Source organism: Legionella hackeliae (assembly GCF_000953655.1).
In the GTDB taxonomy this organism is placed as follows: domain Bacteria; phylum Pseudomonadota; class Gammaproteobacteria; order Legionellales; family Legionellaceae; genus Tatlockia; species Tatlockia hackeliae.
In genome coordinates, this window is record NZ_LN681225.1 from 646,178 (window position 1) to 658,873 (window position 12,696).

Sequence of the window (12,696 nt, forward strand, 5' to 3'; positions counted from 1 at the left end):
TACAAATTAACCAAATCTAACCACTTCAAGGCTTATTAATGCCTGAGTTAGGGGAACTAACGGTAAACCAAGGATGGTGCTTTCGCAGCCGTTGATGTCGTCAAATAGCCATTTGCCCTGGCCTTCAAAATGATAAGCGCCGCAGCTTTGGTAGGGCTTATCTTGCTTTAAATAAGCTTCAATGGTGCTATCACTGAGTTTACGCATGGTGAGCTTTGCGACATCATGATTTTGCAAGATGAGCTGACCTGCTTTTGCAATGCAGTAAGCTGACAATTGTTGATGGATTTTTCCTTGTAACAGGCGAAGATGTGTCACTGCAACCGCGTGGGTGAGTGGTTTATCAAGATAAGTTTCGTCAATAATGCAAAGTTGATCCGCAGCAATTACAAAATGATCGGGATAGCGATTACTAACTTCAAGTGCTTTACAGCGCGCTAGAGTATTCGCCAATTCAAGCATTGACGCAGTCCGCAACACTTTCTTAATCCCTTCCTCATCGCAAGCTGCTGGAATAACCTCAAAGTTAATTCCCAAGCTTGTTAAAAGTTGTATACGAATTTTAGACGCGGAGGCAAGAATAATGGGTTGCTGAGTTAAAAATTTAGACATAGGCTGCTACCGAAGCCATCAGCAAGAAACCTATGATCACAAAACTAAAATCTCGTAAATTGCAGCAGCGCTCAACCATTACACATCGCTCAAGACCATGAAGGGTTCCTAAATAGAGAAACGTACCCGCTGAGGCAGAAATTAAAATAGGGTCGAATAACGAATTGGTTTCTACACCATGTCCGAAATACCAACCAATAAAAATACCCAACGGTGTCATTAAGCAAAAACTTAAGAAAAAGCCGAAGCACTGATTGCGCGTTAAAGAGCTCTTGTTAAGCTGCACGGCAATTGCAAAACTTTCTGCCCATTTATGCGTAATAATGGCGAGAAAAAGCATAATCATCATGGAATTACTATGAGTTAACCCTAGAGCTGTCCCCAACATAATGGAATGGACCGACAGCATGGCCCATGCAAGAATAGCAAAAGCAGGGTGAGACGCATCATGATGGTGGTACAACTCTTTCCCTAAATGCTCAAACCATAAAAAGAGTAAAAAGACTGCACCTGTAATAATAAAGGCGAATGGATAGTGATAACCCATTTCATGAAATAACAAACTGGATTCCGGGAGCATATGCAATAAGGCTGCGCCAAGGAAAACTCCAGTAGCTAATGTTTCGCCGATAGGAAAATCAATATGACCATCTCCCTGGACCCGTTTTTTAAAGGGATACCATCCGGCTAATAGAATCACTACGAAAAGAATTACGGAAAAAATTATCTTTAAAGTGGCCGTAGCCATACACCCATCCCCTTATGAAGCACGTATTACATTAATGGGTTGCCCATTGAGAAAGTGAATAATATTTTCACAGACTATATTTAGCAAGCGTTTTCGTGCAGCAACTGAGGCCCAGGCAATGTGCGGTGTAATAATACAATTGGATAAACCGATTAAAGGATTGTCAGCCGCAGGTGGTTCTTCACTAAGAACATCTAGATAGGCTGCACTTATTTGTTTCTTTTTCAAGGCATGTGCTAAATGAGATTCATTAATTAAGCCACCTCGGCCTGTGTTAATAAGAATGGCTGCAGGTTTCATGTGTTTAAGTGTGTCTTCATTAATAAAATGTTTAGTCGCTTCGGTTAATGGGCAATGCAAACTTAAGACGTCACTTTGTGCTAACAGCTCCTCTTCGCTGACCCAGGTTGCCAGATTATCAGAAAAGGGCGTGGGTTTGTGTGCAATCACTCGCATGCCGAGTGTATTGGCTATTGAGGCAACTTTTTGAGCCACTCTGCCATAACCCATTAAACCCAAGGTCATCCCCGCTAATTCGGTAATAGGATTTAACCAGTAAGCAAAATAGGGATTAGATTGCCAATCACCTCGTTGAATGGATTGATTATGCGCTTCTATATGATTAGTATGAGTCAGCAATAAAGCAAAAACATGCTGGGCAACGCTATCGGTACTGTAGTCAGGAATATTCGTGACAATGATGTTGTGTTTGGCTGCTGCTTTCACATCAATATTATCAACCCCTGTTGCTGTTTCTCCAATATAACGAAGTTGTGGTAGTTGGCTAAAATGTTTTTCACGCAATTTGACTTTGTTGGTAAGGATAATTTCTGCGTCTAAAGCACGCTCTATAACCAATTCCTCTGGAGTTTTATCGTACAGGCTCACTTCGCCTAATTGGTAAAGTGCATCTAAAGACAAGCCGTCGTTAATGAGTGGTTTTGAGTCCAAAACAACGATGTTAGGTTTCTTCATGATAACTATGTCCTTGTTGGCAAAAAAAGCGTACACCTATGGGATACTCTTCAGCAGCCACGTCGTGAATAATGCGTTCTTTAAGAGAAATCCAATTTGGATGTTCTTGTGAGAAAATCAAATCAATGGTCAGTTTGCCATCTAAGTAATGTATCGTCCAATTTAAAAGTTCCGGATAATTTTTTTGCCAATGAAGCATTAGCCGCTCTTGTAAAGCATCGCGACTTGGCAAGTGCAGTGAAGGGCAGGATATTTCATCGTCTTCCGGGTCGACATGGACCGTCACATCCTTTACACGTTCAAGTTGAGTAACAAGAGCTTGATGAACATGCTGGGCAATATAATGTCCTTCAGATACTGAAATATAAGGGGAGACAAGGATGTGCACATCAACCAGAATGTCACCTCCCATTAAGCGACTGCGTAGTTGATGAATTCGCTCAACGCCATGGATACCCTGAATAATATCTTCTATCTTTTTTAATGTTTCAGGATCTACGGCAGTATCAATTAACTCCTTAACGCTACCCCAGCCATAACTAATGCCCATCTTAATAATCATGACACCAACAATAATTGCTGCTACCGCATCAAGGTAAATGAAACCCAAAATAGTTCCAATCAGACCTAGAGAAACCACAATAGATGATGCAGCATCTGAACGATGATGCCAGGCATTTGCAATAACCAGCGAAGATTGGATACGCTTTCCTATATGATTAGTCCAGTGAAATAACAGTTCATTGGCAAGTACGGACAACAAGGCAATAGGAAGCGCTATCCATCCAGGATAGTCATGTGAGCCGCGAATTATTTCGTTAATAGAATCCCAGGCGATACCTGCTCCTGCAAGAATGAGTAATAAAGCAAGCAGTAAGGTTGCTGCAGTTTCGATGCGTTGATGCCCATAAGGATGAGATTCATCGGCATCTTGGCTACCGTACTTGGAAGCAAATACCACCATCAAGTCAGTAAAGAGATCGGAGAAAGAATGAATACCATCAGCGACTAAAGCATGAGAATGAAAAAGCATGCCGCCAATAAGTTTGATAAATCCTAGAATCGCATTAATTACAGCACCAATAAGAGTTATTTTTTTAGCCTGTTGATAGCGATCCTGCTGAGTCATTGCTAATCCTTAATTAATTCAAGTGTGATATGTATTTCACCATCAACTTCTTTGCATTCAGTGAGTTTATGACCATTAATCCTACACCAACAAGGAAGATCATGTTGAGAACCAGGATCAGTAGCAATGATGGTTAATGTATCACCATGAGCGAGTTTTTTCGCCATATTTTGTGTTTTAATCACGGGCATCGGACATAAAAGTCGGCGAGCGTCTAAATCATAATGCGCCATAAGAACCTCATAAATACCATGATCGCGGAATGTCATCAGCCCGTATAGGTTGTACTTGCAACACTTGCTGCTGTCCATCTAAATGATTTAATTCAACTTCCACGCAAGCCTCATCTCGACCAGAACAGAATCTGCCGGCTATACGTGCACAGGTGTGCAAATCATCAGGAGTTGGTTGTCCTTCAATGAGAATCATGGGACCACGATGATTTTTAATTTGCATGTGTATAAATTGTTTGCGATATCCGGTTAAAAAATTACTTTCGGCCTCATCACGTGCAATAATCATTTTATAATGCGGCAAAGGACGTATGTGTCTGCCTGCTTTCAGCAGAATAATGTCTTCAAGCTCATAATCGCGGGTATCTCGATGGTCCCACATATCACGTAAACGGCGAGTATAATTTTCATCAGTTAACACGCAGCACCCACCAGCAGGTTGCGCAAATTCTTCAATTTCCATTGACGCGGCCAGGCCTAATTGAGGTTTGCGGTTGCGGCCTTTAAAGTCATACAAGGCCTCACGATTCACCCATCCTTCACGTTCAGGTAGGGTCGCAGGAAGTAATTTAGCACACAGTGGACGTAATAAACGATCGTCCGCGCCGGACTGCTCGGCAATTAAAGGCATGGTAGCACTGCGTTGGGATTTGGGCCGCTGACCTATAACTTCACCGGTGATAATAAAATCAAAGTTGTTTTCTAACATCCACTTATAGGCTTCCTGGACCATGAATATTTTACAATCCAGACAAGGATTCACATTCTTGCCATAACCGTGCTTAGGTTTTAGTAAAATTTCTTTATAAGGTTCAACAATATCGATAATGTGTAGTTGAATGCCCAGCTGCTCAGCAACCCAGAGTGCATCATTACGTAATGGTTTTTCTGTTTTTCGATTACGAATGGCTGAGGTGTGTCCTGAATGACAAAAGCCCGTATAAAAATTTATTCCTTCAACGTGAATGCCTTGGTCCTGGATTACTTTAACTGCCAACATGGAGTCCAGTCCACCGGAGATCAATGCTACAGCTTTACGCTTTGACGACATGAGAAAACCTGATGATAAAATGACCAATATTTTAACCTTTCCTCGCTGTTGGTCAAGTTAAAGGGATTAAACAGATGAGGATTGCAATGTTTAAAGATCAGGTTTGGTGAATTCTCAAACAGTTTAACCTAACCGTTCTTTTACAAGGAGTTTTTTATTCTGTACACAGAATTATCCACAAAAATTGTGGATAATTCCCACGAGTACTAAAATTTAAAAAAATAGATAGAAAGCTACATCCACAAAGGATTAAGGCAACTAGATGGTTAGAAATTTAGTTTCAGAGATAGTCAAATACGACAAAGTTATCCACAATCTGTTAAGAAGTGTACAGGAGGATTAGCAAAGCTATCTTAGCAAAGAAAAAATGAAAAAACAGTCTTGACTTGCAAGAATTTTATATATTTTTAAAAAGAGACTTCGCTATCTTCTAACTTTGTAAAAATTGCTCAAATTCACCTAACCAGCGTTTGGCAACTATACGTGCTAGCTGAGGTTTTTCTTCAACCAGTTGTTTAGCGGTTTTTGCTACTTGAGGGAGAAGAGCCTGATCACGTTGTAAATTCGCGATTTTAAATTGATGGTAGCCCGTTTGACGTGTTCCTAATACTTCGCCTGCACCCCGCAACTGCAGATCTTTTTCGGAAATCACAAAACCATCTGTCGTGGAACGCATAACGCGTAGGCGCTCAGCACCAAGCTGAGATAGGGGGGATTGATAAAGTAATAAACAATGAGATTGCGCGCTGCCTCGTCCTACTCGACCTCGTAATTGATGCAACTGGGACAAACCTAGACGCTCGGCATTTTCAATAATCATGAGGCTGGCGTTTGGAACATCAACGCCCACTTCAACCACCGTTGTTGCTACTAACAAGTCAATTTTACCTTCTTTAAAAGCGAGCATAGTCGCTTCTTTTTCTGCTGCTTTCATTCGTCCGTGAACCAGACCTACTTTGGCATTGGGTAATTGTTGTTGAAGATTTTGTGAAGTGGCTGTCGCGGCCATACATTGCAATTTTTCAGATTCTTCGATTAATGTGCACACCCAATACGCTTGACGTCCACTGGCAATCGCTGCCTGCAATCGCTCGATGACCGGTTCTCTTTTTTCTTGACTTAATACGGCGGTGTTTACAGGTGTACGTCCTGGTGGTAATTCATCAATAATTGACAAATCAAGATGAGCAAACTGGGTCATAGCCAAGGTTCTGGGAATAGGGGTTGCTGTCATTAACAGTTGGTGAGGAATCAGAGTGGCCTTTTGTCCTTTTTGTTGTAATAACAGCCGCTGTTCTACACCAAAACGATGTTGCTCATCAATAATGACTAAACCAAGTTTGGCGAACTGGACTTCTTCCTGGAATAAAGCATGAGTGCCAATCAGCAGTTGGCATTGACCATTTTTTAGTTTGGCCAGTGTTTCACGACGCTCAGCAGTTTTCATTTTTCCATTGAGACGACAACAGATTATTCCCAACCTCGAGAGCCATAAGTCAAGATTTGTGGCATGTTGCTCACTCAATAATTCTGTAGGTGCCATAAACGCAACCTGATAGCCGCTCGCAATGGCCTGTAAAGCAGCTAATGCTGCGACTACTGTTTTGCCAGAACCCACATCCCCTTGCACAAGACGAAGCATTGGTTTTGTTTGCGCCAGGTCGGAGGCTATTTCTTCGCTAACTCGTTGCTGAGCTTGGGTGAGGAAGAAGGGTAATTGGTGAATAAATGCTTGTCGTAGCTGCTGTTCAATAGAGAATAACGGTGCAAGTAGTTGTTCGCGATGCCGTCTTGCAAATTGCAAACTCAAACGTTGTGCTAATAATTCATCAAAAGCAAGACGCTGCAGGGCGGGATGATTGCCTTCCTCAAGTGCAAGTAAAGAGGTATCAGGAGGTGGATTATGCAAAAGCTCAATTGCTTTTCCTAACGAATAAAAATGGTGAGATGAAATGTCTTCTGGACTCATCCATTCCAAAGTGTTCAATTTATCATGGAAATCTTTCAAGGCAATCTTAACTAATTGGCGTAAGCGAGTTTGACTAAGCCCTTGAGTAGTTGGATAGATTGGAGTGAGCGTTTCATCGACGACGCATTCTTTATCATTGGACAAAAGTTGATATTCAGGGTGAATCATTTCGAGAACATTGGCAAATACTCGGACTTCACCGAAAGCGCGTATAAAATTGCTTTCATTTAGTGCTTTGATTTGTTGTTTATTAAAATGAAAAAAACGCAGTTTCAAGATGCCGGTTTTATCTTCTACATAACAGTTTAGCATCATGCGTTTACCGTATTGTACTTCCGTTTTGCACACTCTGCCTGTTATCACACACCAATCATTGGGGCGCAAATCACAAATAGCGGTAATTCGAGTTCTATCTTGATAACGGTAGGGCAAATGAAATAGCAAGTCGGCAACGGTATAAATGCCGCACTTTGCCAATTTAGTGGCCATTGTAGGACCGACCCCAGATAAAATTTCGCAAGATTGTTGCAACACAGTATGATTTATCTTAAAAAAAATTGATAATAACAGAAAATGGCTTCCTGTGACTTTACCATGGTAAAAAACTTCGCGGATAAAAATAAACATCCTATCATAACGTTTACAGCAGGCTTGATTTTAGTCTCCCTGATTGGCTATCTGCTGATTGCTGGTCGTAGTCTTTTAATCCCATTAGTGATTGCTATTTTTATCTGGCATTTGTTAAATACCATTCATAACGCCGTGCAGCGTACGCCATTTATAGGTGCTCATTTACCTAATTGGCTGAGCATGGTTCTCGCCTTGTTAGTCGTCGCCTTATTAGTAAAAATTCTAATTGATATCATCACCAACAATGTTAATGACGTTATCGCTGCGTCCTCAAGGTATCAAGAAAATTTAACCAATATTTTTAATAATATGGACAAACGCTTTCATATTAAGACTATGGCTAGTGTTGATAATTTTATGCAGGGTCTAAGTGTGCAGCGTCTTTTGGTTAATATTTATGCGGTTTTTACGGCAATTACAGGATCGGCTGTTCTTATTGCGTTGTATGTGATTTTTTTATTTGTTGAGCAGCATTTCTTTCGCCAAAAACTTAATGCCCTTATTCCTCAGAAAGGTCATCGACAATTAGTCAACAACATTATCACCCACATCGTTAAAGACACTCAAACCTATTTGGGGTTAAAAACATTACTTAGTCTTATCACTGCAATAGCAAGTTGGATTATTATGAAATCGGTCAACCTGGATTTTGCAGAATTCTGGGCATTATTAATTTTCTTCCTCAATTTTATACCCAACATAGGCGCTATCCTTGCTACGGCATTCCCTATGTTACTAGCATTAATACAGTTTCAAAGCTGGGTGCCTTTTGTCATTATTACGTCAGGAATTGTCGCCATACAATTTATTGTTGGTAACCTGGTTGAACCGCGATTCTTAGGCAAATCACTTAATTTAAGTGCATTGGTTATTTTAATTGCCCTTGCGCTATGGGGCGCAATATGGGGAATTTTGGGCATGTTTTTGTCGGTGCCTATTACAGTAATGATGATGATTATTTTTGCGCATTTTGATGCCACACGTCCTATCGCCGTTATGTTGTCTCAAGATGGTTACATTCAAAAAGCTTATGAGAGAATATAATTTCGGCGCACAAAGAGCTAAGGAACTATACTTAAATATAAATTCAATAAAAGGATTTATCTATGAAAATTTTTCAAAATCCACAACCCTTTGCGGTAGAAGGAGCAAATAAGTCTCCTAATAAACCGAGCAATTTGGCAGGCTCTAAACATAAAGGCGAAGATTTGGAAAAAAAATTATCCAACAAAGAGATATACAAAACTAAAGACGAAGAAAGTGCCTGGAAAGAGGTCCTTGATAAAGATAAAGCAAATAATACCTGACAGAATAATAAGTATTATTGTGATGCGCCTCTTAAATTAATGTCCCAGACGTCAATTACTGTGTCGTTGCTTACAATATAAAATTTGTCAAATAAGTTAATGGTCGGATCGCAATGGGGAACAATTAATTCCAACACTTCCCCATTCCCAGGTAATTGACCATCTCTAGACGTAATTTTGCCCTGTTCATCACCAAATCCTCCCCAATCATAGTCGAGATTAGGGTGACTTATAATCTTGGGAAAATGTTTCTTGTCGACATAAAGAGATTTTGTGCCGGCGTCTACAGTGACGTGCTCAGCACGATTACTGCTTATAACTGTAGTTAATAGTGTCATTGCATGTAAAAAGGTGTGAAAATGCGTTTTGTGTTGTTCTGAGCCGATGGCTGCGTATTCTACATCCATTACAGTGTATGAACCTGGTTGAATCTCAGTCACTTCACTTGCTCCAATATCAATATCATAAGTGCCTGTACCTGATCCTGTTAAAATTTCACAAGGTATCCCTTGTTTTCTTAACTCTTTAACCACATCACTTGCCATTTCCATAATTTGTAATGAGCTTATCTTACGTTCATCATAAGAGGCGATATGTTGTAAATTACCGGCGTAGCATTGAATTCCTTTAAAGTTTAACCACCTTGATTGTTCAATCTTTTTTGCGAGTTCAATGGCAAGAGAGGGCTTCACTCCTGTTCTTCCAAGCCCCGGGTCAATGTCGATAAGCACATTAATAACTTGCTTGTGGTTGGCTGCTGCAAGTTCCAAATCCACTATGTTTTGTTGGTTATCAGTCACAACTAAACTATCGGGTGCTTGTTTAAAACAGTTAAGAAGTCTTGTGATTTTATAAGGGGTTACGACTGGAGAGGTTACTAATACTCCTTGAATTCCTTGATTGATAAGTCCTTCGGCTTCTGAGATTTTGGCAGCACTGATGCCAATCGCCCCATACTCCAATTGGAGTTTGGCCAACGCTGTACATTTGTGGGTTTTACAATGCGGTCTTATATTGATGCCATATTGTAGCCCATGTTGCTGCATGCGCTTTAAATTATGATGAAGCTTTTCTCTATCAATCACTAGACACGGTGTATCTAATTGAAATTTATTCAAACCTAAAAATTGTTCAATCATATGAATTCCATCCGTTAGTTTAGTGCTTTCTAGTGATCCTCTCGAATGTACTATTATTACAAATATCTGCCTTATAAATATAGGAGTGGGACGAATCTATGAGTTCGGAAAGAGAAATAAAGGAGCTGTTGGAAGTCATTGAAGGATGGGTTCAGTTAGCTTCTCAAATTAAATCGATAGTGTGGGACTCTCTTTCTTCATTGGATGAGCCACAGGAAGAGGGGAGTAATTTAGCTCCAGTATCTGATACTGTTGGGTTAGATTATAAAGACCTACACAAAGATGGACTTTCGGACCCTTTGGATGAGAAAAGCTTGGATTTTGAGAATGATTCTTCTAGTTCAATTCAACCTTGACATGGTATTACTGCGTAGAGATTAACAATGAAGTGGCGAGTTTTTTTTGCAATCAATTTTTCAGAAGAACTTCAGCAGCGTTTTAAATCAATTATTGCTTTATTGCAAAATGCTATTCCCGCAGAAAAGGTTGGTTGGACCCCTGTGCATAATCTTCATGTTACTCTAGGTTTTTTAGGAAATATTCAAGTTGAACATCTGACTCAACTGATTAAAAATGCGCAGCATGTATTAAGGGATGTGCCTGCATTTCACTTACAATTGGATAGATTACAATTGTTCCCGAGCATTATGAAACCACGCATTATATCTCTAACATTGGGCCCTGAACGTTGTTTAAGCGAACTGGCCATTAAAGTACGGCAAGCCATTTGTGCAACACATTATCCAGTTGAGGCGCGTGCATTTCGAGGACATTTAACACTAGCGCGATTACATAATTATCATTGTAAAAAGGAATCGCTTGCAGAGATTCAATTGCCTTTTATTCCAGACATTAAAGTTAGTACAATCTATTTGTTAGAAAGTAAACTTGGTAAGAGCCCACCATCTTATACCCCTTTAGCACATTTTAATTTAAAGTAACGAATCGATGAGTGACTCCATAAAGTGAAGGTAAAAAATGACTGTAAAAACGACTCGTTATGAATATCATCATATGGGTATTCCCACGCAAATTAAACAAGAAAACGAGCGCTATAGCTCAACATTTAAAATGTACACAAGTGGGGGAGAAAATAGCGAATACCGGATTCAATATCATCGATTTGAAGAGGAATCCCCCTTACATCCTCTAATTAAAACGATGCCTCATGTGGCGTTTAAAGTTGATAGCCTTGAACAAGCGATCGATGGTAAGGAAGTTATTTTAGGACCTTATGAACCTTTCTCTGGCTACAAAGTTGCTATCATAGCCGAATGCGGAACACCTATCGAGTTTATTGAGACAACGTTAGCTGAAGAAGAAATTTGGCAGGGTGAACATAAAAATTCTGTCATTTACCCAGAAGAAATTTAGATTTTTTAATAAATTTAATCAATTATTTTCTTTAAAATAATTAAAATTTCTTATGATTAAATTCCTCTCAAAAATTTAAAAATTTTTAGGTAAAAAAAATAGGGAGATAATTTGCTACAGTTCTTTTTAAATACTATCTTTACTGTGAGTCCAACTAGTTTTTTTAAGATACCATGAACCATCATTATACGGCTAAAATATACTCAAATAATGAGGAAATAGCGCAAAAGTCAGGCGATGATATCGATGATCTTTATATATGGATGCTGACTTATCATAATGGAAATGGTTGTGGAACTCATGGAGAAATCTTTGATAATATTACTGAAGAAGTTGTTAGGAAATTTAAAAAGAGTCCCATAGAATAAATATCTTTCTTGATACTTTATAAAAAAGCGCTCCCTGCGTCTCTATAACCAGCTTCGATCCTCTTCTGGATACTTTTGCGTGAAAAATCAAAGGATGCTGTTACATTCTCTGGATCGATGTTTTCTATGTAAATGATATTTTGAATGTATTTATAGTTAATCAACCGTTTGTATCCTGGTAATTTTTTGATTGGACTATTGGCGGGAACGATTTCTTCGATGGCATTAATAACTTCAATATAATCATTTACTTTTTCAGTGAGTTCTAAATTAAAGCGAATCTTATTGGCAAAAATTATTTCAAAAACCCGGTCAAAAACCTCAACCATGTTGGTGGGAATTTTTCCTGAGGAAGGGAACAAATTCACCACTATAATTTCTTTTTCAACTTGCGGATTAGGATTAAGGCGTTCTAATACTGGGGACAGAGGGGTATTTTCAAATAACCCGCCATCCCAATAATTTTTAGTACCAATTGTGGTCATTGGAAAACCAGGTGGAAGACTGCCACTGGCTAAGACATGTAAAGGCGTAATTTCTGTTCGATTTTTACCTTTATTTTCAAAAGTAATCACATCACCTGTTTCAATATCAGTGGCAGTTAAAATCAAATGGATGGGTGAATTATTTACTTTTTTAAAATCAACGTATTTTAACAAAAGAGTTTGTAATGGCTGGGTAAAATAAAAACTGGTCCAGTAGGGTAAAGTCCAAAAATCTGTTCGCAGATTAAAAAAAGATGCATTTCCCCAAAGCGATAAATAACTTTCCATAGCTTCACTAAAAGGAATAGAAAAAACAGTTAATTCTTCCCATATGGCTTCAAGGGTTTTAATAGGATCACCTTTTGCCCCAATGAGTGTAACAGCATTGATGGCGCCAATTGACACACCGGCAACAATGTTGGGGGAAAATTCGATATGCTCATATAAACGCTTCAGGACGCCTAACTCGTAGGCACCAAGAGCCCCACCTCCTTGAAGAACTATCCCCGTTTGTTTCATTGCCATGCTCCAGGGTTTAACCTATTCCGTCAGATTTAACCCAAAATGTGAGTATTATCTCTCAAAATATTGTTCAAATATATTTAAAATAGCACATTTTTTGAGTGAGCAATGGAGAAGCAATCTAAGGGAGATTTCTTTATAATAGGGTAATAAG

General features: G+C 39.3%; 15 protein-coding genes. 6 read left to right on the forward strand and 9 right to left on the reverse strand.

The window, feature by feature from the left end; translation table 11 throughout:
- Positions 1 to 6: 6 nt before the first annotated feature.
- From LHA_RS02985 to recG, 7 genes are all read right to left on the reverse strand, one after another.
- Positions 7 to 612: a Maf family protein gene (locus LHA_RS02985; RefSeq protein ID WP_045105217.1), complete on the reverse strand. Its 606-nt coding sequence runs from the start codon at positions 610 to 612 to the stop codon at positions 7 to 9.
- On the reverse strand, positions 605 to 1,360 hold the full coding sequence (locus LHA_RS02990) for a ZIP family metal transporter (RefSeq protein ID WP_045105218.1): 756 nt from the start codon (positions 1,358 to 1,360) through the stop codon (positions 605 to 607). Before LHA_RS02990 ends, LHA_RS02985 begins: the two co-directional genes overlap by 8 nt.
- A 12-nt stretch (positions 1,361 to 1,372) precedes the next feature.
- The gene (locus LHA_RS02995) at positions 1,373 to 2,335 is read right to left on the reverse strand and encodes a D-2-hydroxyacid dehydrogenase (protein WP_082060268.1); all 963 of its coding nucleotides are present in this window, start codon (positions 2,333 to 2,335) and stop codon (positions 1,373 to 1,375) included.
- Positions 2,322 to 3,464 (reverse strand): cation diffusion facilitator family transporter, encoded by a 1,143-nt coding sequence (locus tag LHA_RS03000; protein ID WP_045105219.1) that lies wholly within the window; start codon positions 3,462 to 3,464, stop codon positions 2,322 to 2,324. The genes LHA_RS02995 and LHA_RS03000 overlap by 14 nt, the downstream gene beginning before the upstream one ends.
- A 2-nt stretch (positions 3,465 to 3,466) precedes the next feature.
- Positions 3,467 to 3,697 carry a sulfurtransferase TusA family protein gene (locus tag LHA_RS03005; RefSeq protein WP_045105220.1) on the reverse strand — a complete coding sequence of 77 codons (231 nt, stop codon included), beginning with the start codon at positions 3,695 to 3,697 and terminating at the stop codon, positions 3,467 to 3,469.
- 7 nt (positions 3,698 to 3,704) lie between these two features.
- The gene (locus LHA_RS03010; RefSeq protein WP_045105221.1) at positions 3,705 to 4,748 is read right to left on the reverse strand and encodes a tRNA (5-methylaminomethyl-2-thiouridylate)-methyltransferase; all 1,044 of its coding nucleotides are present in this window, start codon (positions 4,746 to 4,748) and stop codon (positions 3,705 to 3,707) included.
- Between the two features lie 430 nt (positions 4,749 to 5,178).
- Positions 5,179 to 7,251 carry an ATP-dependent DNA helicase RecG gene (gene recG, locus LHA_RS03015; protein WP_045107367.1) on the reverse strand — a complete coding sequence of 691 codons (2,073 nt, stop codon included), beginning with the start codon at positions 7,249 to 7,251 and terminating at the stop codon, positions 5,179 to 5,181.
- 39 nt (positions 7,252 to 7,290) lie between these two features.
- Between recG and LHA_RS03020 the strand changes: the two genes are divergently transcribed.
- Together LHA_RS03020 and LHA_RS03025 are read left to right on the forward strand one after the other, a co-directional pair.
- Positions 7,291 to 8,391: an AI-2E family transporter gene (locus LHA_RS03020; RefSeq protein ID WP_045105222.1), complete on the forward strand. Its 1,101-nt coding sequence runs from the start codon at positions 7,291 to 7,293 to the stop codon at positions 8,389 to 8,391.
- Between the two features lie 62 nt (positions 8,392 to 8,453).
- Positions 8,454 to 8,654 carry a hypothetical protein gene (locus LHA_RS03025; RefSeq protein ID WP_045105223.1) on the forward strand — a complete coding sequence of 67 codons (201 nt, stop codon included), beginning with the start codon at positions 8,454 to 8,456 and terminating at the stop codon, positions 8,652 to 8,654.
- A 14-nt stretch (positions 8,655 to 8,668) separates the two neighbouring features.
- Here the strand turns inward: LHA_RS03025 and LHA_RS03030 are convergent, their stop codons facing one another.
- On the reverse strand, positions 8,669 to 9,793 hold the full coding sequence (locus LHA_RS03030) for a DSD1 family PLP-dependent enzyme (protein WP_045105224.1): 1,125 nt from the start codon (positions 9,791 to 9,793) through the stop codon (positions 8,669 to 8,671).
- Positions 9,794 to 9,891: 98 nt separating this feature from the next.
- On the opposite strand from LHA_RS03030, the gene LHA_RS03035 reads away from it, so the two are divergent.
- From LHA_RS03035 to LHA_RS17225, 4 genes are all read left to right on the forward strand, one after another.
- Entirely contained in the window at positions 9,892 to 10,149 is a 258-nt protein-coding gene (locus LHA_RS03035; RefSeq protein ID WP_045105225.1) for a hypothetical protein, read from the forward strand.
- 27 nt (positions 10,150 to 10,176) lie between these two features.
- Positions 10,177 to 10,734: an RNA 2',3'-cyclic phosphodiesterase gene (gene thpR / locus LHA_RS03040; RefSeq protein ID WP_045105226.1), complete on the forward strand. Its 558-nt coding sequence runs from the start codon at positions 10,177 to 10,179 to the stop codon at positions 10,732 to 10,734.
- Positions 10,735 to 10,771: 37 nt separating this feature from the next.
- Positions 10,772 to 11,167, forward strand: coding sequence for a VOC family protein (locus tag LHA_RS03045; RefSeq protein WP_045105227.1), 396 nt, complete (start codon positions 10,772 to 10,774; stop codon positions 11,165 to 11,167).
- Between the two features lie 173 nt (positions 11,168 to 11,340).
- The gene (locus LHA_RS17225; protein ID WP_045105228.1) at positions 11,341 to 11,535 is read left to right on the forward strand and encodes a hypothetical protein; all 195 of its coding nucleotides are present in this window, start codon (positions 11,341 to 11,343) and stop codon (positions 11,533 to 11,535) included.
- A 17-nt stretch (positions 11,536 to 11,552) separates the two neighbouring features.
- On the opposite strand, the gene LHA_RS03055 is transcribed toward LHA_RS17225, so the two are convergent.
- Entirely contained in the window at positions 11,553 to 12,539 is a 987-nt protein-coding gene (locus tag LHA_RS03055) for a patatin-like phospholipase family protein (RefSeq protein WP_045105229.1), read from the reverse strand.
- Positions 12,540 to 12,696 lie beyond the last annotated feature (157 nt).